Annotated in this window: 20 protein-coding genes; 10 read left to right on the plus strand and 10 right to left on the minus strand. The window is 67.1% G+C overall.

Going from position 1 to position 20,030, the window contains the following annotated elements; translation table 11 throughout:
• Positions 1-59: 59 nt before the first annotated feature.
• The 3 genes from NQV17_RS22370 to NQV17_RS22380 all read right to left on the minus strand — a co-directional run bounded on the left by NQV17_RS22370 (position 60) and on the right by NQV17_RS22380 (position 2,071).
• Positions 60-1,418 carry a sensor domain-containing diguanylate cyclase gene (locus NQV17_RS22370; RefSeq protein WP_257773918.1) on the minus strand — a complete coding sequence of 453 codons (1,359 nt, stop codon included), beginning with the start codon at positions 1,416-1,418 and terminating at the stop codon, positions 60-62.
• Between the two features lie 110 nt (positions 1,419-1,528).
• Entirely contained in the window at positions 1,529-1,777 is a 249-nt protein-coding gene (locus NQV17_RS22375; protein WP_006756942.1) for a DUF2795 domain-containing protein, read from the minus strand.
• 123 nt (positions 1,778-1,900) lie between these two features.
• Positions 1,901-2,071: a hypothetical protein gene (locus NQV17_RS22380; RefSeq protein WP_044848668.1), complete on the minus strand. Its 171-nt coding sequence runs from the start codon at positions 2,069-2,071 to the stop codon at positions 1,901-1,903.
• A 152-nt stretch (positions 2,072-2,223) separates the two neighbouring features.
• Between NQV17_RS22380 and speG the strand changes: the two genes are divergently transcribed.
• From speG to NQV17_RS22395, 3 genes are all read left to right on the plus strand, one after another.
• Positions 2,224-2,766 (plus strand): spermidine N1-acetyltransferase, encoded by a 543-nt coding sequence (gene speG, locus NQV17_RS22385; protein ID WP_257773919.1) that lies wholly within the window; start codon positions 2,224-2,226, stop codon positions 2,764-2,766.
• Between the two features lie 489 nt (positions 2,767-3,255).
• Entirely contained in the window at positions 3,256-3,603 is a 348-nt protein-coding gene (gene sap1 / locus NQV17_RS22390) for a surface attachment protein Sap1 (protein ID WP_257773920.1), read from the plus strand.
• 177 nt (positions 3,604-3,780) lie between these two features.
• Positions 3,781-4,335, plus strand: coding sequence for a YaeQ family protein (locus NQV17_RS22395; RefSeq protein WP_124486733.1), 555 nt, complete (start codon positions 3,781-3,783; stop codon positions 4,333-4,335).
• Between the two features lie 15 nt (positions 4,336-4,350).
• On the opposite strand, the gene NQV17_RS22400 is transcribed toward NQV17_RS22395, so the two are convergent.
• Positions 4,351-4,764, minus strand: a complete 414-nt coding sequence (locus tag NQV17_RS22400; RefSeq protein ID WP_257773921.1) for a VOC family protein — start codon at positions 4,762-4,764, stop codon at positions 4,351-4,353.
• 65 nt (positions 4,765-4,829) lie between these two features.
• Here NQV17_RS22400 and NQV17_RS22405 point away from each other — a divergent pair, with 65 nt between their 5' ends.
• From NQV17_RS22405 to gshA, 4 genes are all read left to right on the plus strand, one after another.
• Positions 4,830-5,156 carry a hypothetical protein gene (locus NQV17_RS22405; RefSeq protein ID WP_257773922.1) on the plus strand — a complete coding sequence of 109 codons (327 nt, stop codon included), beginning with the start codon at positions 4,830-4,832 and terminating at the stop codon, positions 5,154-5,156.
• Positions 5,157-5,193: 37 nt separating this feature from the next.
• Entirely contained in the window at positions 5,194-6,285 is a 1,092-nt protein-coding gene (ada, locus tag NQV17_RS22410) for a bifunctional DNA-binding transcriptional regulator/O6-methylguanine-DNA methyltransferase Ada (protein ID WP_257773923.1), read from the plus strand.
• Positions 6,282-7,256: a DNA-3-methyladenine glycosylase gene (locus NQV17_RS22415; RefSeq protein WP_257773924.1), complete on the plus strand. Its 975-nt coding sequence runs from the start codon at positions 6,282-6,284 to the stop codon at positions 7,254-7,256. Before ada ends, NQV17_RS22415 begins: the two co-directional genes overlap by 4 nt.
• 478 nt (positions 7,257-7,734) lie before the next feature.
• Positions 7,735-9,348, plus strand: a complete 1,614-nt coding sequence (gene gshA, locus NQV17_RS22420) for a glutamate--cysteine ligase (protein ID WP_257773925.1) — start codon at positions 7,735-7,737, stop codon at positions 9,346-9,348.
• A gap of 76 nt (positions 9,349-9,424) precedes the next feature.
• On the opposite strand, the gene NQV17_RS22425 is transcribed toward gshA, so the two are convergent.
• Entirely contained in the window at positions 9,425-9,736 is a 312-nt protein-coding gene (locus NQV17_RS22425) for a DUF4148 domain-containing protein (protein WP_257773926.1), read from the minus strand.
• Positions 9,737-10,239: 503 nt separating this feature from the next.
• On the opposite strand from NQV17_RS22425, the gene NQV17_RS22430 reads away from it, so the two are divergent.
• Positions 10,240-11,880, plus strand: coding sequence for an L-lactate permease (locus tag NQV17_RS22430; protein ID WP_124486726.1), 1,641 nt, complete (start codon positions 10,240-10,242; stop codon positions 11,878-11,880).
• Between the two features lie 11 nt (positions 11,881-11,891).
• On the opposite strand, the gene NQV17_RS22435 is transcribed toward NQV17_RS22430, so the two are convergent.
• Positions 11,892-12,800 carry a LysR family transcriptional regulator gene (locus tag NQV17_RS22435; RefSeq protein WP_257773927.1) on the minus strand — a complete coding sequence of 303 codons (909 nt, stop codon included), beginning with the start codon at positions 12,798-12,800 and terminating at the stop codon, positions 11,892-11,894.
• Positions 12,801-13,029: 229 nt separating this feature from the next.
• Between NQV17_RS22435 and NQV17_RS22440 the strand changes: the two genes are divergently transcribed.
• Together NQV17_RS22440 and NQV17_RS22445 are read left to right on the plus strand one after the other, a co-directional pair.
• Positions 13,030-15,201 (plus strand): phosphocholine-specific phospholipase C, encoded by a 2,172-nt coding sequence (locus NQV17_RS22440; RefSeq protein WP_257773928.1) that lies wholly within the window; start codon positions 13,030-13,032, stop codon positions 15,199-15,201.
• Positions 15,202-15,396: 195 nt separating this feature from the next.
• The gene (locus tag NQV17_RS22445; protein WP_044847361.1) at positions 15,397-16,122 is read left to right on the plus strand and encodes a phosphonate utilization associated transcriptional regulator; all 726 of its coding nucleotides are present in this window, start codon (positions 15,397-15,399) and stop codon (positions 16,120-16,122) included.
• Positions 16,123-16,311: 189 nt separating this feature from the next.
• Here the strand turns inward: NQV17_RS22445 and NQV17_RS22450 are convergent, their stop codons facing one another.
• The 4 genes from NQV17_RS22450 to NQV17_RS22465 form a co-directional block, all read right to left on the minus strand.
• Complete coding sequence (locus tag NQV17_RS22450) at positions 16,312-16,584, minus strand: hypothetical protein (protein ID WP_257773929.1); 273 nt, start codon at positions 16,582-16,584, stop codon at positions 16,312-16,314.
• On the minus strand, positions 16,581-17,027 hold the full coding sequence (locus NQV17_RS22455; protein ID WP_257773930.1) for a hypothetical protein: 447 nt from the start codon (positions 17,025-17,027) through the stop codon (positions 16,581-16,583). Before NQV17_RS22455 ends, NQV17_RS22450 begins: the two co-directional genes overlap by 4 nt.
• A 304-nt stretch (positions 17,028-17,331) precedes the next feature.
• Positions 17,332-18,720: an FAD-dependent oxidoreductase gene (locus NQV17_RS22460; protein WP_257773931.1), complete on the minus strand. Its 1,389-nt coding sequence runs from the start codon at positions 18,718-18,720 to the stop codon at positions 17,332-17,334.
• 133 nt (positions 18,721-18,853) lie between these two features.
• Positions 18,854-19,984, minus strand: coding sequence for a 2-aminoethylphosphonate--pyruvate transaminase (locus NQV17_RS22465; protein WP_124486721.1), 1,131 nt, complete (start codon positions 19,982-19,984; stop codon positions 18,854-18,856).
• Positions 19,985-20,030 lie beyond the last annotated feature (46 nt).

Consider the following 20,030-nt stretch of genomic DNA (forward strand, 5'->3'; position numbering starts at 1 on the left):
GTAACGGCGGATTATTCCGGTCACAATGACCGTAACATATCCCCAATCCGCAGACGTTTTCACGCCGCCACGACGCGGTTTCGCCCCGCATCCTTCGCACGATACAGCGCGGCATCGGCGGCTTCGATCAATGCATCGGGCGTCGACAGGTCGTCGGCCGACACGGTCGCGCAGCCGACGCTGACGCTCACGCGCCCGGCCGGCGACCCGGGCATCGCGAGATCGATCCGCAGCACCGCTTCGCGCGCTTCCTCGGCAACGACCCGTGCACCGCGCGCGCCGGTGTTCGGCAGCACGATGGCAAACTCCTCGCCGCCGTAGCGCGCGACGATATCGGCCGGCCGCCGCACCGCGCCGGCCAGCGCATTCGCGACGGCGATCAGGCACGCATCGCCCTTCACGTGACCGAACGCGTCGTTGTACGCCTTGAAGTGGTCGACGTCGACCATCAGCAGCGACAACGGCTCGCCTTGCCGCCGCGCCTGCAGGAACAGCGTGTGGAAGTGATCGTTGAAGTGGCTGCGATTGAACGCGCCGGTCAGCCCGTCGCGCGCGGACGAACGAACCAGCGTCGCATGCGCCTCGAACAGCTGCTGATACAGCTTTGTCACTTCCCAGGCGAGCACGCACACCAGCACGCCCGGCGTGAACATGCTGAACACGCGTGCGAGATACCAGCCGACCGTGAAGCGGCTCGTGGTCAGCAGGTTCAGCGTCGTGTCGGTGAGGCAGGCGAGTACCGCGATCGCGAGCCACAGGTCGAGCGTCGTGCGCAGTCGGCCGGAAGCCAGCACGGCGACGAGCGCGAGCGCATTGAGCAGCCACACGACCAGCGCGATCCCGTTGACGGGCAGCGCGGCTGCGTCGCCCGGCGGATGGAACGCGGGCGGCAGCGCCACGTTCAGCGCGAGCACGCACAGCAGCGCGGCCGCGACGGCCGGGCCGCCGACCAGCGCGAAGGTCCATATGCGCGTCTGCGCCGCGCCGACCGGCGCATGCGTGAGCCGCTCGCGCGCGAGCAGCGCGGCCATCACGAAGCACGGAAAGCCGGCATGCCAGAAGACCCACATCCACGCGGCGCTTTGCGGACGCGCGCCGAGCAAGCCGTGCGGCGCGAACACGCCGGGGAAGGTGAGCAGCTGCAGCGCGACGGCGAGTGCGGTGAACGCATAGGCGCCGCCGAGCGCACCGAGCACGGGCTGGCGCGTGACGGTGAACTGCGCGCCGAGGAAGAAGGCGGCGATGCTCGCGGTGGTGAACACGGTCAGCGCGCACATCGGCATGAACGGCTCGACGGCCGGCAGCGTGACGTTCGCGTGCGGCACGGCGATCGCCAGGGCGAGCACGATGACGAGTGCCGTCAGCGCGCCGAACCAAAGCTGACGACGCGTCGTATGCTGGATCAGGATGCCTTCCATGGATTCCCCCGGGCACTCGTGCGGTCACGCCCGGTCTTGGCGCCGGGCAGCATGCATCCGGCCGCAGTGCAACCGGTGCGGCCCGATCCTATCGCGTTATTGGCGTGCGCTCAAATGCCGAGGCCGGGGCCGAAGTTGCCGGCGACCCAGCGCGTGACGGCGTCGACGTCCGCGTAGTCCTGTTCGGGCAGGCCGTCGAGCATCGACAGCACTTCGTTACTGGCGCCGGCGTCGCGTGCGGCGTCGACGATCGCATCCTTGTTGGCCGGGTAGCGGACGGCCGCCAGCACGTCGGCAATCTGCAGGTCGATCGCTTCGCCGGGGATATCGTGCGGAGGGAGAGCGGGTTTGTCGTTCACGTCGGCGGCTCGCTGGTTGGGCGGGATTCGGTTCGAGGCGGTTCGTGGCGCAAAGCGGTTGCACCGTTTGTACCGTGTGCAGCACCCCGCCCGCGTGGGTGCCTTGCGGGGATGGCGATCGGCTCAGTGTCCGCGCCTCACCCGGCGCCACGGATGCTTCCAGTCGATATGCGGTGCATTTTCGTCGCGCGGATGCTGGCGCCGATGTTCCTGCCACAGTTCGTCGGAGAACAGCGCAGCCACGATCATGAGTGGCAGCACGAGGAAGATGCCGAGTATGACTTGCTCGATCACGATAGCCTCCTTGCGGTGGCAGGAACCCTTGTGTCCATTCTAGGCTCTGACCTTCGCCCGCGGTCAACTTCTTGCAGCGCGGAACGCGCCCCGTTCGCGGCGCCGCCGCACGGGTGTTTCATGCGCGCGCGGGCGTCAAAAAGGACACGAACATGCAACTCCAGAACGACAAGCACACGCTTGCACTACGGCCGCTGGAGCGCCAGGACCTGCGCTTCGTTCACGAGCTGAACAACGACGCGAAGATCATGCGCTACTGGTTCGAGGAGCCGTACGAAACCTTCTCCGAGCTGTCGCAACTGTATGACCGTCACGTGCACGATCAGCGCGAGCGCCGCTTCGTCGCGGTCGATGCGCAGGACGAGCTGGTCGGCCTCGTCGAGCTGATCGAGCTCGACTACATTCACCGTCGCGGCGAATTCCAGATCATCATCGCGCCCCAATGCCAGGGGCGCGGCTATGCGGGGCAGGCGACGCGTCTTGCGATCGAATATGCGTTCAAGGTGCTGAACATGCGCAAGCTGTACCTGATCGTCGACACGTCGAATGCGGCGGCCATCCACGTGTACGAGAAATGCGGATTCCAGCACGAGGCGGAATTGAAGGAAGAATTTTTCGGAAACGGCGCGTATCACAACGCTTATCGCATGTGCATTTTCCAGCGCGATTATTTCGAGCGTCCGCAAGTGGTCTGAACAAGATCGGGTAAAAACACTGGCGAACGCCCGCTGCGGCTCCGCTGCAGCGGGCGCCAAGCCTGCCCGGGAAATACGGGTAAATACGAGTGCGCTTATACCTGGCATTTTTCTTGTATCAGGTAAATCCGGTGCCGCACTGCGGTAAATTCAGATCATTTCGGATGACTTTATGTGCAACGCATCAAAATGGTCCCGCTATTGAAATGAATTATCCAAACCGTTCAGCCGATGGACTGTAGTTTCTCCGAAAGGCTTGCCGGATGAGGCTTTGCTTCCGGCAGCGCGGGCGAATCCGCCGGACGGCAGACGCCGCCGCAAGTGAAAAACCGGGTGCGCGCAGGGTGCGACAATTCGCCGCTATTGCGATCGCACAACAAATGTGCTTGATATCGTTTGCCGGTCTTCTAAAGTGAAAAACGCGGGTTCACGATCACCTTTAAACACATAGCTAACCCAGCCTGGTGCCCGCAAGCCTGGAGACAGAACATGATGAAGCGTACCGGTGTCCTTTTTGCCCTCGTCGGCGCATTTTCCGTGGTGTCGATCGCCCAGGCGGGCGGCGATGCGGCTGTCCAGCCGAAGCAGGAAATCCAGCTGACGAAGAATGCGTGGGGCTGTCTGTCGAAAGACAATCTGGACTCCGTACTGAGTCACGAACGTGACGGCAAGTCGCAGGCGAAGCAGCAGTACTTCGACGACTACCGTTGCCTGTCGGTGCCGGAAGGCCAGCGCTTCCGCGTGGTGGCGGTCGATCAGGGCGACGTCCAGTTCGTCAGCGCCGACAACAGCGACCAGCAGGGCCTCTGGACCGATTCGCGCTTCGTCAAGCAGTAACCCGCACGCGCACCTCTCGCCCCCGCGCGCCTGCCGGAACCGCCGGCGGCGCGACCTGAACGCGGCCCGGCCGATGCCGGGCCGTCGTGCTGTGGCGCGCCCGTCACGCGCCGGGCGGCGCGCATTCGGTATCATCACGGCCCGACCGAACCGAATGCCCGCCCGGGCCGTATCCGCATGGCGCTGAAATCCACGATCTACAAAGCCGAGCTGCAAATCGCCGACATGGATCGGCACTACTACGCCGATCACGCGTTGACGGTCGCCCGTCACCCGTCCGAAACCGACGACCGGATGATGGTGCGCATCGTCGCGTTCGCGCTGTTCGCGCACGAGCGGCTCGAATTCTGCAAGGGGCTGTCGGACGTCGACGAGCCCGATCTGTGGCAGAAGGACCTGACGGGGGCGATCGACGTATGGATCGAGGCCGGCCAGCCCGACGAACGGCGCATCTCGAAGGCGGCCGGCCGCGCCGGCCAGGTCACGGTGATCGCGTACGGCGGCAAGACCTCGGATATCTGGTGGCAGGGCGTGCGCAGCAAGGTGGAGCGGCTGCGCAACGTGCAGGTGCTGTCGCTGGCCGACGGCGTCGCGGCCGCGCTCGGGCGGCTCGCCGAGCGCACGATGCGCCTGCAGTGCACGGTGCAGGACGGCGCCGCCTGGATCTCGAGCGCCGACCACGATCCGGTCGCGGTCGAATGGACGGTGCTGAAGCCGTTCGCCGACGCTTGACGGCCGCCGCAGCGCTCAGCCGAACGCGGCGGGCGGCCCCTTGAATTCCAGCATGTTCCCTTCGGGATCGAACAGATAGATCGATGGCCCGTAGCCGCCGGCGCCGTAGCGTTCGGCGGGGGCGCCGGGGCGTGCGCCATGCGCGGCGAAATGCTCGATCAGCGCGTCGGGGTCGAACGGCTCGACGCGCAGGCACAGATGGTCGAGGTTGCGGCCGGTGCCGGGCGGGCCGCTGTCGGGACGATCGATCGGGCCGCCGACCGACAGCAGGTCGATCAGCGCGTCGCCGGCGCGCAACTGCACGAGGCCCAGGTCGGGCTGTTCCTTCTCCACGTGGCAGCCGACGGCATCGCAGTAAAAGCGCGTCATCGCAGCCATGTCGGTCACGCGCAGCACGACGTGATCGATCGCGCGGATGGTCGGTTTCATGAGCGGGGCACTCCTTCGCGGATGGTGTGCACCGAGTGTAGACCGCGCCGGCGACGGATGCCGCAATGCTGCACGATCGACGGACGAAAAAAAGCCCGTTCACGCAGAGCGGAACGGGCTTAATCCATATCAGGAGGAGACATGGAGGAGACAGTTCCAACTATACACACGGCGATGGTGCGTTGCAATATTCCGAGTGTAAAAAATGGTCAGGACGGCGATTGGTCGCAGCCGCACTGCAGCAAAATGGTGACGCGACGATGACGAAAGCGGTGCCGGAGCAGCGCTTGCGCGGTTTTTCGTCCGATCGATCGATTGCGATGTGCCCCCGGTTTCGCCGGCGCGAATCACAGAGCAAGATTCAGGGCGCGACAGCCCATGCCGATGTCTAGAGTAGGCACCATCTACACTAGAGAGCGCGAGGTTCAGATGAAAACCGCCTATCCGACCGACGATGCCCGCTGGGGCGCCGTGACCGCCCGCGATCCGCATGCGGACGGCGCGTTCTTCTACGCCGTGCGCACGACCGGCGTGTTCTGTCGCCCGAGCTGCGCGTCGCGGCTGCCGCGGCGCGAGCATGTGTCCTTCTTTGCCAGTCCGGCCGATGCGCGCGCGGCCGGTTTTCGCCCGTGCAAGCGCTGCCAGCCGGAAGGGCTGCCGCGCGAACTCGAGATCGTCAATCGTGCCTGCGCGGTGCTCGACGCGCATCCGGAGCGGCTCACGCTGCAGCAACTGAGCGACGCCGTGCACGTAAGCCCGTTCCACCTGCAGCGGCTGTTCAAGCGCGTGGTCGGCGTGTCGCCGCGGCAGTACCAGGCCGCGCAGCGCGGCGCCGCCTTGCGCGAGGCGCTGCAAAGCGGGCAGCCGGTCACGCAGGCGGCCGTCGACGCGGGTTTCAACTCGCCGTCGCGGCTCTACGCATCGGTGCCGCGCGAACTGGGCATGGCGCCGTCCGCGTTCCGTCGCCAGGGCGCCGGCCTGCGGATCGACTACGCGACCGCGTCGACGCCGCTCGGCACGGTGCTCGTCGCCGCGACCGAACAGGGCATCTGCCGGATCGCGTTTGGCGACGAGCCGGCGTCGCTCGTCGGCGAACTGACGGATGCGTTCGCGCGTGCCGAGCTGGTCGAATCGCCGTCGCGGCTCGCGCCGTTCGTCGCGCAGATCCGCGCATACCTCGACGGCACCCGGCACGCGTTCGACCTGCCGCTCGACATCGCGCCGACCGCGTTCCAGCAGCGCGTCTGGGAAGCGCTGACGCACATCCCGTACGGCGAAACGCGCAGCTACTCGGAGATCGCCGAGGCACTGGGCGCGCCGCGTGCGGTGCGGGCCGTCGCATCGGCCTGCGCGTCGAACCCGGTCGCGCTCGCGATCCCGTGCCACCGTGTCGTGCAGAAGGGCGGCGCGCTCGCCGGATATCGCTGGGGCGTGCGCCGCAAGGCGACGCTGCTCGCGTCCGAGGCGCGCCATGCGCACGACGATGAAACCGAAGCCGTTGCGGAGGGCAACGCAGTTTGAGCATCGAAAAAAACACGATTACGTCGATCGCGGATGGCGGCCAGGTGCCGCCGTCCGCGCAGATGGAACTGCGCTTCAAGGCGCCGTACGACTGGGCGCGCGTGCTGCGCTTCTTCAGCGGACGGGCGATTCCGGGCGTCGAACAGGTCGTCGACGGCGTGTATCGCCGCATCGTCGACCTCCACGGCGACGCGGGCCGGCTGACCGTCACGAAGCATCCGCGCCGGCATTGCCTGATCGCGATGGTCGACGGAGCGGCCGCGCGGCATGTCGACGATGCATTCGCGCGCCGCGTCGCGTCGATGTTCGACCTCGGCGCCGACCCGGCCGCGATCGGGAGCGGGCTTGCGCGCGACCCGTGGTTCGCGCCGCTCGTCGATGCAGCACCGGGGCTGCGCGTGCCGGGCGCCTGGTCGGGATTCGAGCTCGCGGTGCGCGCGATCGTCGGCCAGCAGGTGAGCGTGAAGGCGGCGACGACGATCGTCGGCCGGCTCGTCCAGCGGGCCGGCGAGCGCGTCGCGCACGACGACGGCATGGCAGCGCCGGACGGCGTGCCCGCCTGGCGTTTCCCGACGCCGGACGCGCTCGCCGCCTGCGATCTGGAGAAGATCGGAATGCCCGGCAAGCGGGCCGCGGCGCTGACGGGCGTGGCGCGCGCGGTGGCGGCCGGCCACGTGCCGCTCGATCCCGCCCAGGCCGATCTCGCGACGCTGCGGAGCGCCTGGCTCGACCTGCCCGGTATCGGCCCGTGGACCGTCGAATACATCGCGATGCGTGCGTGGCGCGACCCGGACGCATGGCCGGCGTCCGATCTCGTGCTGATGCAGTCGATCACCGCGCGCGATCCGTCGCTCGACCGGCTCGCGAGCCAGAAGCGCCGCACCGAAGGCTGGCGGCCGTGGCGCGCGTATGCGGCGCTGCATCTGTGGAACGACGTAGCCGACCGGGCCGGCGGCGCGCGCGGCGGATGACGGCCGCCGCGACCGGCCGGCGGGGGCGCCGGGCAGGGCCGCGCTGCGACCCGCAAACGGCGCCGGGCCGGCAGCGATCGGTCGGTGGTGCTCACGGTTGCGACGCTTGACGGCGACCACCTCGTTCCGGCGGCCGTCATCCCCCGGCGTGCGGGCGGCTCGACCGTGACGGCGACGCGTCGCGGGTTCGGCTGCACGGGTTGCACCTGGCGGCGCCGTGGCTTGCACGGCTCGCATTCCTTCCGACGAATTTCGCGTGATCGTCGCGTCCGGCGGTGCCGACGGACGGTCCGCCGCGCGCGCGGCGATCGTCGCCATCGGCCCGCCCGGCGGCCCGCCGCGGCGGGCGCGCACCACCCGGAGTCACCTCAAGCGCGCGTGACGGCGAGATGTTAAAGTGCCCGCTACCAACGAAGCGACCAATAATCCACCCGGCCGCGCGGCATCCTGCGCGCGGCCGTCACGCACTTGCGTCTCCATGTCGAACACCATGACTCACCGCCAGTCCGAACTGCTGCTGAATCGTCTCGAAGCGCTGAGCTCGGGCCCGACGCGGCAGCATCTGCCCGACGGCCTGCGCGGCATCGAAAAGGAAAGCCTGCGCGTGACGCGCGACGGGATGATCGCGTTCACGCCGCATCCGCGCGCGCTCGGTTCGGCACTCACGCACCCGTCGTTGACGACCGACTATTCCGAAGCGCTGATCGAACTGATCACGCCGGCGGAAGCCGACGCGTCGATTACGCTCGAACGCCTCGACGATCTGCACCGCTACGTGTATGCGTCGCTCGGCGACGAGATGCTGTGGAACGACTCGATGCCGGGCCTGCTGCCGGCCGACGATCAAATCCCGATCGCCGACTACGGCACGTCGAACATCGGCCGCCTGAAGACGGTGTATCGCCGCGGTCTCGCGTATCGCTACGGCCGCACGATGCAGTGCATCGCCGGCATCCACTACAACTACTCGCTGCACGAGGAAGTGTGGCGGCGCCTGCATGCGGAAGAGGGCTCGACGGCCACGCTGGTCGACTACCAGTCGGAGCGCTATCTCGCGCAGATCCGCAACTTCCGGCGCCGCAGCTGGCTCTTGATGTACCTGTTCGGCGCATCGCCCGCGCTCGACACGAAGTTCCTGCGCGGCAAGCCGCACAAGCTCGACACGTTCGACGCCGATACGCTGTACCGGCCATATGCGACGAGCCTGCGGATGAGCGACCTCGGTTACTCGAACACGACCGCGCAGGCCGCGCTGCAAGTCGACTACAACACGCTGCCCGGCTATCTCGACGCGCTGTCGAAGGCCGTGAGCGAGCCGTATCCGCCGTACGAGGCGATCGGCACGCATCGCGACGGCGAGTGGATCCAGATCAACACGAACGTGCTGCAGATCGAGAACGAGTTCTACTCGACGATCCGGCCGAAGCGCGTCACGTATTCGGGCGAACGTCCGCTGCATGCGCTCGCGTCGCGCGGCGTGCAGTACATCGAAGTGCGCTGCCTCGACATCGATCCGTTCGAGCCGACCGGCATCGCGCTGGAGACCGCGCGCTTCATCGACGCATTCCTGCTCGCGTGCGCGCTCGACGAGAGCCCCGCGCTCGACTGCGACGCGTACAAGGAAGCGAATGCGAACTTCGGCAGCGTGACGATGGACGGGCGCAAGCCGGGGCTCACGCTGATGCGCGACGGCCAGCCGGTTGCGCTGCAGGCATGGGCGGACGACCTGATGGCCGATATCGAAACCGTCGGGCGCCGTCTCGACGAGATCCGCGGTGGCGACGAGCATGCGCGTGCGATCGCCGCGCAGCGCGAGAAGCTCGCCGATCCGGAGCGCACGCCGTCGGCGCGCGTGCTGCGCACGATGCGCGAGAACGGGCAGTCGTTCCTCGCGTTCGCGTGCGCGCACAGCGAAGCGCATGCCGCGCATTTCCGCGCGAACCCGCCGTCGGCGGAGACGATGCGCGCCGAGCAGGCGCTCGCCGCGAAGTCGCTGGCCGAGCAGGCCGAGCTCGAAGCGAAGGAGGCCGGATCGTTCGACGCATTCGTCGCGGCCTATCGTGCGTATACGCTGAACCGCTTCAGCGTTTGACGGCCGCGGCCCGCTGCGCGTTGCGCGGCGGGCAGGCCGGTTGTGCAGTCACGCGTCCGGCCCGGTTTCGTCCGCTTCAGTGATGCGCGTACGTGTCGCGATCGACCACGTGCGGCAGTGCCGGTTTTCCTGATTCCACATTCGCATGGCCGTTGCCGCCGTAGCCGGCCGCGTCGCCGCGCGCCTGCACGGCGCGCTGCATGACCGCCTGCATGTTTTGCGGAAAGTCCGGGCTGCTGGCAAGACTCGGCCGGTAGCCGGCGGCCTGCAGTTCCGCAAGTTCCTGGCGAACTTGCGCGCGCGTCAGCGTCGACGCGGCCTGGGCCTGGGCGGCGACAGCCGAGCCGATCAGCAGGAATGCGCACGCCGCAAGTTTCATGGTTTTCATCGTGTTTGCTCCGTGAGGTGTCCGGCGCCGTGCCTTCGTCGGCGCGGGCGGAATCGATGCGGCCAGTCTAGGCTTCGGACGCCAAACGAAACACCCCGCGTGCCGTCAGTCACCTTTGTCGCCTGAGCAACATTGCGCCGGCGGCTTGCTGGCGTGCGTGTCAGCGCGGCGCCAGCCGCCGTTCAGCGTGCGGCGGATTCCGTATGTCGACGTCGCGCGCATCGGGCTTGCCCTCCTTGTGCAAGCGCGATGCGCCTCCTAACCTTTTTTAAGCGACCGATCGGTCGGCGCTGCGGCATGGTTGCATGCGCAAGCGTCGGGCGATCTTCGCCGCCGTGGAACGCACGTTTGATACGGGACAGGAGCAAGCGCTAACGCGCCAACTCCGGTCGAGCGCGAAGCATGGGGCAGGAGTAAGCGCTGAAGCGCTAACTCCGGCCGACCGCGAAGCATGGGACAGGAGTAAGCGCTAAAGCGCTAACTCCTGTCGACACGGAGACACGATGAATCCCACCGCAACCCTGCCGCCCGGCATCCTGTTCGCGCAGCCGTTGACGCCCGTCGCCAACTCGCTGTTCCTGTCGTTCCTCGTCGCGGTGATTCCGATCGCGGTCGCGCTGATCGCGCTCGGCGTGCTGCGCCGGCCGGCATGGCAGGCGTCGCTCGCCGGCCTCGTCACCGGCCTCGCGGTCGCGATCGGCGCGTGGGGTATGCCGGCCGGCCTCGCGTTCAACGCGGTCGGCGCCGGCATGGCGCTCGCGGTCGTGCCGGTGATGTGGATCGTGTTCAACGCCTTGCTGCTGTACAACATCGCGGTGAAGTCGGGCCGCTTCGACCAGTTCCGGCAGTGGATGCTCGACCACTTGCCCGACGACCGCCGCCTCGTGCTGCTCGTCGTCGCGTTCTCTTTCGGCTGCCTGCTCGAAGGGATCTCCGGGTTCGGCACGCCGGTCGCGATCACCAGCGCACTCTTGATCGCGCTCGGCTTCCCCGCGCTCGAAGCGCTCACCTACACGCTGCTGTTCAACACGGCGCCAGTCGCGTTCGGCGCGCTCGGCGTGCCGATCACCGTGCTCGGCGCGGTCACGTCGCTGCCGCCCGCGACGCTCGGCGCGATGGTCGGCCGGCAACTGCCGTTCTTCGCGCTGCTGCTGCCGTTCTACGTGGTCGGCGCGTACGGCGGCCTGCGCTCGATCTCGAAACTGTGGCCCGCGCTGCTCGTGTCGGGCGCGAGCTTCGCGATCGCGCAGTTCGTCACGTCGAACTTCCTCGGCTACCAGCTCACCGACGTGCTGTCGTCGCTCACGTCGCTGATCGTCACGATCGGCTTCCTGCAGGTGTGGAAGCCGCAGCCCGATCCGCAATACGCGCTCGCGCGCAGCGTGCCCGCCACGGCCGGCGCCGCGCGCGCGGGCTTCGGCGGCTGGCTGCCGTGGATCGTCGTGTCGGTGGTCGTGATCGTCTGGGTGCACGCGAACATCGCGGCGATCGGTGACGTGAAGATCAAGTGGCCGGGCCTGCACAACGCGGTCTTCGTGTCGCTGTACCACAAGCCGTATGCGGCGATCTGGGACTTCCAGCCGCTCGGCACCGGCACCGCGATCCTCCTGTCGGCGATCATCACGGCCGTGCTGACGCGCACCGGCGCCGGCGCGTTCCTCGAATGCGTGGTCAAGACGTGGCGGCAGACGTGGATCGCGATCATCACGGTGATGATGATCGTCGGGCTCGCGTACCTGCTGAACTACTCGGGAATCAGCTACACGCTCGGCACCGGTGTCGCGTCGACCGGCGCGCTGTTCCCGCTCGTGTCGGCGTCGCTCGGCTGGATCGCGGTGTTCCTGTCCGGCAGCGACACGTCCGGCAACGCGCTGTTCGGCAACCTGCAGGTGGTCGCCGCGCGGCAGCTCGGCCTCGATCCGGTCCTGATGGCCGCGACCAACTCGTCGGGCGGCGTGATGGGCAAGATGATCTCGCCGCAGAACATCGCGACGGGCGTCTCGACGACCGACCTGAAGGGGCAGGAGGGCATCGTGTTCGCGCGCACCTTCTGGCACAGCGTGATCCTCACGCTGCTGCTCGGCGTGCTCGTGTTCCTGCAGCAGCACGTGCTGACGTGGATGATCCCCGCGCTGCCGAAGTGACGCGCGGCGGCTCAGCGCGCGTGCACCGGCCGCGTCGCGTGCGTTGCGTCGTGCGTCGCGGTCTGCGCAGGTACGATGCACGCGAGGAACGCATCGATCGCCGGGCTCTGGCGGCGCGCCTTCAGGTAGTACACGTATTCGTCGATCGTCGTGTCGACGCCGCGCAGCGCGACGACGCGCAGGTCCGGGTGACGCTCGGCCTCGCCGCGCGGAAACAGGCTTCCGCCCACGCCATGCAGGATCGCCTCGCGGATCGCTTCGCGGCTGCCGATCTCGGCGACCGACGTGGCCGCGACCCCGGCCGCCGCGAGGATCGTCTCCGTGCAGCGACGCGTGACCGACCCTTCCTCGCGAATCAGGAGCCGCACGTCGGCAAGCTGCGCGGCGTCGATCGCGTCGAAGCGTGCGAGCGGATGGTCGCGATGCACGACGAGCACGAGCGGATCGGTCGAGATCACCTTGCGTTCGAGGCCGTCCGCGTCATTGCGCTGCGACGACACCGCGAGGTCGATGCGGAACTCGTGCAGCGCCTGCAGGATTTCCTCGGAATTGCCGATCCGGCACGTGAGCGCGATCGACGGATGCGCGTGCGAGAAGCGGCCGAGCGCGTCCATGATGTAGTACGGCCCGGTCGCGCCGATCCGCAGATGGCCTTCGAACAGGCCGCCGACGTTGCGCAGCATGATGTCGGCCTGCGCCTCGAGCGCGATCATCTTCTCGACGAGCGGCAGCAGCTCGATGCCGGTTTCGGTGACCTCGAGCTTGCGGCCGCTGCGATAGAACAGCTCGACGCCGTACAGCTGCTCGACCTGCCGGATCTGCGCGGCGATCGTCGGCTGGCTCACGCCCAGGTGGCGCGCGGCGCGCGTGATGCTGCCCTGCCGGACGGTCGCGTGGAACGCCTTCAGCTGATCGAACACGACTCGGCTTCTCCCCCCTCTTCATCGCGCGTCAGCGTAGCGCATGCGTGTGTCGGCCACATGAAAGGTGCGTCGTGCGCCGCTTCGAAAAAAAGCTGGGGGTGACCGCAAGAAACCTGCTGGAACCGGTCACGGCCGGGACATGCCGGTGCGGAGTAATAGCGGCAACGCACCGACCGCCGGCCCCGCTCGACCGGCGCCACCCTTACCGACCCACAGGATCCTCTTCATGTCCGCCACCAATCGACGCGATTTCCTGCGCCTCGCCGCCCAGTCGGCCGGCGCGATGGCCGCCTACGCCGGCTTCCCGCCGGCGATCCGCAAGGCGCTCGCGATGCCGGCCGCCTATCGCACCGGCACGATCCGCGACGTCGAACACGTCGTGATCTTCATGCAGGAAAACCGCTCGTTCGACCATTACTTCGGCGGGCTGCGCGGCGTGCGCGGCTTCAACGACCCGCGCCCGCACCTGCTGCCGAACGGCGCGCCGGTGTGGCAGCAGCCGCCGGCGTCGGTGTTCACGAAGAACTACCACTCGCGCGGGCTCGACCCGTCCGCGCCGTACGTGCTGCCGTTCTACCTCGACCCGAAGCAGACGACCGAATTCCAGCCGGGCACCAACCACGGCTGGAGCAGCGGCCACCTGTCCTGGAACAACGGCCAGTGGGACCAGTGGGTGAACCAGAAGCAGGACGTGCTGACGATGGGCTACCTGAAGCGCCAGGACCTCACGTACCACTACGCGCTCGCCGACGCGTTCACGATCTGCGATTCGTACTTCTGCTCCGCGCACGCCGACACGGCGCCGAACCGCATCTACCTGTGGACTGGCACGATCGATTCGCGCAACGTGTACGGCACGCAGCCGAACGGCCCCGGCATCGGCGAGCGCAACAACACGAACGGCTACACGTGGACGACCTACGCGGAACGCCTCGAGAACGCGAAGATCAGCTGGAAGCTGTACCAGGGCGGCACGGGCATCCCGGGCGACCCGACCGACAACTACACCGACAACTCGCTGATGTTCTTCAAGCGCTTCCAGGTGAAGGAAGGCGCGAGCGGCCCGCTGGTCGACAAGGGCGCGTCGGACCACACGCTCGCCGAGCTGAAGGCCGACGTGCAGGCGAACCGGCTGCCGCAGGTGTCGTGGATCGTGTCGCCGTACAAGTACAGCGAACACCCGCAGGCGTCGCCGACCGACGGCGCGTTCTACATCAACACGGTGCTCGAGGCGCTGACGTCGAACCCGGAGGTGTGGGCGAAGACGGTGTTCATCCTCAATTATGACGAAAACGACGGGCTGTTCGACCACGTCGTGCCGCCGGTGCCGCCGGTCACGAGCGGCGTGGGCGGCCAGGGCATCGTGTCGTCGAACCTGCTGTCGAACCTCGGCGACGAACTGCTCGACCTGAACAAGTACCCGGGCGAGATGAGCCCGCTCGTGCCGGGTGCGGACCCGGGCGGCATCCAGCCGATCGGCCTCGGGCCGCGCGTGCCGCTGATCATCATCTCGCCGTGGACGAAGGGCGGCTGGGTCTGCTCGGAGACGTTCGACCACACGTCGGTGCTGCGTTTCCTCGAAGCGCGCTTCGGCGTGCAGGAGCCGAACATCAGCGCGTGGCGCCGCTCGGTCTGCGGCGACCTCACGTCGGCATTCGATTTCTCCGCGCGACCCGATACGCGCACGGTGAGCTTCACGGTGCCGCAGCACATCCAGACGGCCGGCCAGGCGTACCAGGTGCCCGCGCAGCAGTCGATGCCGGCGCAGGAGCCCGGCACGCGTCCGGCGCGGGCGCTGCCGTACGAGCTGTTCGTGCATGCCCGCGTGAACGGCCGCGACGACAGCGTGTCGCTCGATTTCGCGAACTCTGGTGACGCGGGCGCCGCATTCTACGTGTACGACCGCCGCAATCCGGCGACGCCGCCGCGTCGTTACGCGGTGTCGTCGCACGACCGCTTCGCCGATACCTGGAGCACGTCGGCCGCGCGCGGCGACTACCATCTCGCCGCGTATGGCCCGAACGGCTATCTGTGCGAATTCCAGGGCAACACGCGGCTGGCCGCGGACGGCCGCCACGCGAACCCGGAAGCGAAGGTCGGCTACGACGTGCGCAACCGCCACGTGTACCTGCAGCTGCGCAACAGCGGCGGCGCGGCGTGCCGCGTGGTCGTCGACAACGCGTACACCCATGCGCATGCACGCAGCTACACGCTGGAGCCGGGCGAGCGCATCGAGGATCACTTCGAGCTGTCGTCGAGCCACGGCTGGTACGATCTGACGATCACCGCGACCACGCTGCGCGGTGGCGACGACAAGGTCGTGCGCCGCTTCGCGGGCCACGTCGAGACAGGGCGGCCGAGCCAGAGCGACCCGGGGCCGGTGAAGCAGACGGCCTGACGGCAGGCGCGCATCGAGCGGTCCGGCGTGCTCACGCCGGCCGCACGATGCCGCGTGCCGGTTGCATTCCGGCACGCGGAACCGGTTTTTGGAAACTGAAAACTGTTGACAATGTATCGGGCCGAGGGTATATAACGATCATTCGCCGACATGGCGCCCTCGTTTTTCTTCCGCAGCGTCGCTGCCTGCCCGACCATGACTGCCCCGAACGCGCTCAACGCCATCGAACTCCTGCAAAGCCAGTCGCTCGCGATGATTGTCCAGGACATGCTCGAGCGCGCGATCGTGTCCGGCGAATATGCGCCGGGCGAGAAGCTCAACGAAGTCGATATCGCGACCAAGCTGAACGTGTCGCGCGGCCCCGTGCGCGAAGCATTCCGCGCGCTCGAGCAGGCCGGGCTGCTGCGCAACGAGAAGAATCGCGGCGTGACGGTGCGCGTCGTGCCGCTGCGCGAGGCCGAAGAGATCTACGAAGTGCGCGCGATGCTCGACGAGTCGGTCGCGCGCGCGCTCGCGAAACGCATTTCGCCCGACACGCTGAAGGTGCTGAAGGGCATCATCCAGTCGATGAAGGATGCCGCGAAGACGCATGACGTCACGCGCTATACCGAGCTGAACGTGCAGTTCCACGACGCGATGGTGGTCGGCGTCGGCAATACGCATCTCACCGACACTTATCGCCGGCTCGTGCGCCAGCTCGGGCTGCTGCGCCAGGCCGCGATCGAGGCCGAGGAGGATGCGATCGCGGTGTCGGCGGCCGAGCACGACAAGATCGTGCAGGCGCTCGCGAGCGGCGACGAGGAGAAGGCGGTCGCACTGGTGCGCGAGCATGTCGCGCACGGCCTCGCGCGGATGCGCCGCACGCACGAGCAGGGGTTGCCTGCGGCGGGGAAGGCGGCGCGGGAGAAGGCCGGCGCGTGAGCGGGTTGCGGCGCGGGTTTCACCGCGCGTCGATGGCGACAGGGCGCTGAACCGATCGGTCAGCGCCTTTTGTGTTTACATCGTTCGCATGGTGACGTGCCGTGCGCGATGCGCGTTGTGCCTGGCGGGTTCAGTTCCTGCCGAAGATGACGAGATCCGAGCCGATTGGGGTGATCGTCGGCGCGTTGATCATTTGCCGCTCCGTTTATCAAAGAAATCGTCCAGGACCCAGCCAGTACCAGTCTCGCAGCGCACCTGTGTGTAGGCGTAAATTTTTGCGGCGCGATCCGCCAATGGCACGCAGGATTCGCCTTTCCTGATCGTAAAGACGGGCTGGGTTCGATCGTCATTCGGCGCGGCGAAGGCAGGCATGTCTTGAAGCGCCGTCCATTTTTCGTCTATGTGCTTCGAGCATGCACAGATCGTGACGGTGAATATGGCAAACAGCAGAACGCGCGTCATTTCTTCGGGTAGTGTCGGATTCCAATCAATCGCTTCGAATGGCGCAGGCCGATCATTAGATCTGCGGGAGCTATGATACCCGGGAGCTGCCATCTCGGGTCGTAAGCCAGAATGCCCGCCTTGCCGAGTACCTCGGCTATATTTGATGAGCAGTTATTGTCGACGAGTGAGTAGCGCTTGTTTTCAAGGCGCCGCCTTCTTATTTCGTCAAGAATGATTCTTTTCTCGTCTCCGGATGTCTTGACGAGATAGCCGATCGTATCGCGCCGCATTTTGGTTTTCTGGCGATTCAGATAATTCGAGACGTCATCTACGTCCCATCCCGGATGCGCACGGCCGTATACGACTCCATCAATGGCGATTGCGGCATGTCCGAATTGTGATCCGCTCGATATGGATCGAGAGTCGCTAATCAGAATTTCAATGGTCGATGATGAATGCATGAGGGGCGTGTCTCCGCTGAAAGTGGGGATCCTCTCACGCTATTTGTCATCGCAAAATCGAGATAATAATTTGGTGCGGCGAGATAAATTTCATGCGGCGAGAGTTGTCTTATTGTTCGGTGTTCATTTGAATGAAAGTCATTCTATTTTATAGAAAACGCCACTTCGGAAATTTGACTTGTCTTGTCAATGGTCTTTGCTCATTTGTTATTTGAGCAAGGCCGAAATTCGAAGAAGATGTGACGAACTGTTATTCGGAGGAACTGTTCACGCGTACTGCGCGCTGGCGCATTGCACCTGTGCTTTACGCCTTGTCCGCCTTCCCCGCCGCGCTCGCGAACTTCGCGAGCCACGTGTCGACCATCGCCGGCCGCCGGCTTTCGTCCTCCGCACGCTCCTTGCGACGAATCGCATTGCGCACGACGTGCGCGCCCACATAGCGGATCGGCTCCGGCGGGAAATGGCCGAGCGGGCCGCGTACGATCGGGCTGCGCGTCCACGCGTTGTCGAGGCCGAGCACCAGCGACGACAGGATCTGTCCGCCCATGTAGGTCGGCCCGACGCCGTTGCCTGAATAGCCGAAGCCGTAGAACACGTTCGGCGCGCCGTCGAGGCGGCCGAAGAACGGGAAGCCCGTCACCGAACGGTCCGACGGGCCGTTCCAGCTCGCAGTCACCGGCACGCCCGCGAGCGAAGGAAAGAATTCGCGCAGGCTCTGCGTGAGCTGCGCCTCGTACGGCGAGCGCCGGTCGAACACCGGCGCGATGCGGCTGCGCCACGAGAACGTGTTGCCGCCCTTGCCGAGCATCAGCCGGCCGTCGGCGGTCGTGCGGTAGTAGTACACGAAGATCCGCGAATCGAGCACCGACACGCCGTCGACGAGCCCGGTCCGTTCCAGCAGTTCCGGGCATTTCTCGGTGATGACCATGTCGCTCGACACGACCGCGATCGTGCGCTCGAACTGCGGGAAGCGGCTCGCCATCCACGCGTTGATCGCGAACACCAGCTTGCCGGCGCGCACGCTGCCGGACGGCGTCCGTACGACGGCCGGCTGCCCCGGCGGGAAGTCGACGAGCGGCGTGCGCTCGTAGATCCGGATCCCCATCTCGAGCGCGACGCGGCGCAGCCCGCGCACGAGCTTGCCCGGATGCACGGTCGCGGCGATCGGCGAATACACGCCGTCGAGATTGCGGGCGGAGCCCGAGCGGCGCGCGACTTCAGCGGCCGGCAGCGGCTCGTAGCTGTGGATACCGCACGCGGCGAGCGCGTCGAGCACCGGCGCGAGCGTGCCGACCTGCGCGCGCGACGTCGCGGTGTACAGCGTGCCGTCGAGCCGCAGTTCGGCATCGATGCGATGCGTGCGACAGAAGTCGGCGATGTGCTGGACGGCCGCCTCCGACGCCTTCACGAGCCGGATCGCCTCCGCTTCGCCGAACAGGCGCCGCAGCGTCAGGAATTTGGCTGACCACGTGAGCAGGCACCCGCCGTTGCGCCCGCTCGCGCCGGCGCCGCACAGGTCGGCCTCGAGTATCGCGATGTCGAGCGCCGGGTTCTGCTGCTTCGCCTGGATCGCGGTCCAGAGCCCCGTGAAGCCGCCGCCGACGATGCAGACGTCGGCCGCTATCGCGCCCTGCAGCGCGGGGGCGAGATCGCCGTCGTTGAACAGTGCTTGTTCGATCCAGAAGGGTCGCATCGGATGTCGTGCCGGTAAGGGTCGAGAGAATTGCCGTGCTGCACACGGCGGTAAAACGCGAAACGAAAGCGAACCCGCCGCACCGCGCTGCACGGCGACCGGCCGCGCGCCGCGGTGCGGCGGATGCCTCGCGTCAGGCCGCCGCTTCGGCCGACACGCGCCGCACGCCCATCGCCTTCAGCGTGTCGGCGATCGCGGCGACCGCGCCCGGAATGCCGGCTTCGCCGAAGTGGCCGATGCAGCCGACGCGGAACGTGTCGACCTCGGTCAGCTTGCCCGGATACAGAATGTAGCCGCGCTTTTTGACCTCCTGATAAAAGCGCTTGAAGTCGTAGTTCGGATCGTCCGGTGCGTGGAACGTGACGATGATCGGCGCCTGGATCGCGGAATCGAGGAACGGCCGGAACCCGAGCGCGCGCATCCCGTCGATCAGCGCGCGCGTGTTGCGCTGGTAGCGGCCGCCGCGCGCGGCGAGCCCGCCTTCGTCGACGTACTGCGCGACGGCCGCGTCGAGCGCCGCGACCACGTGCGTGGGCGGCGTGAAGCGCCATTGCGTCGTGCGCTGCATGTAGACCCACTGGTCGTACAGGTCCATCGCGAGCGAGTGGCTGTTGCCTTCGCAGCGTTCGAGCGCGGTGCGCTTCGCGATCACGAAGCCGAGCCCCGGCACGCCTTCGAGACACTTGCCGGACGCGGCGATCACCGCGTCGAACGGCGTCGTGCGCGCATCGATGTCGATCGCGCCGAACGAGCTCATCGCGTCGACGATCAGCCCGCGGCCGTGTTTCGCGACGACCTGCGCGACCTCGTGCAGCGGGTTCAGCACGCCGGCGCCGGTTTCGCAGTGCACGAGCGCGACGTGCGTGATGGTCGGATCGCCGGCGAGCGCGCGCTCGACGTCGGCCGGATCGACGCGGCGGTCCTCGCTGTAGTCGATCGTCGTGAGCTTGCGGCCGAGCACGCGGCAGATCTTCGCGAGGCGCTGGCAGTACGCGCCGTTGTTCGGCACGAGCACGTGGCCGTCGCGCGGCACGAGCGTGCCGATCGCCGCCTCGACCGAGAACGTGCCGCTACCCTGCAGCGGCACGCATTCGTGCGTGCCTTCGCCGTGCACGATCTGCAGCAGCCGTTCGCGCAGCCGCGCGGTGATCGCGTTGAAGTCGCTGTCCCACGAACCCCAGTCGCGCAGCATCGCGTCGCGCGTGCGCTCCGAGGTCGTCAGGGGGCCGGGGGTGAGCAGGATGGGCTGGGTGGCGAGCGTCATGGTGTCTCCTTGGTGAAGTCGGGACGTCACGTGAATGCGGCGAACG

The sequence above is a fragment of the Burkholderia sp. SCN-KJ genome (genome assembly GCF_024656005.1).
Taxonomy (GTDB): domain Bacteria; phylum Pseudomonadota; class Gammaproteobacteria; order Burkholderiales; family Burkholderiaceae; genus Burkholderia.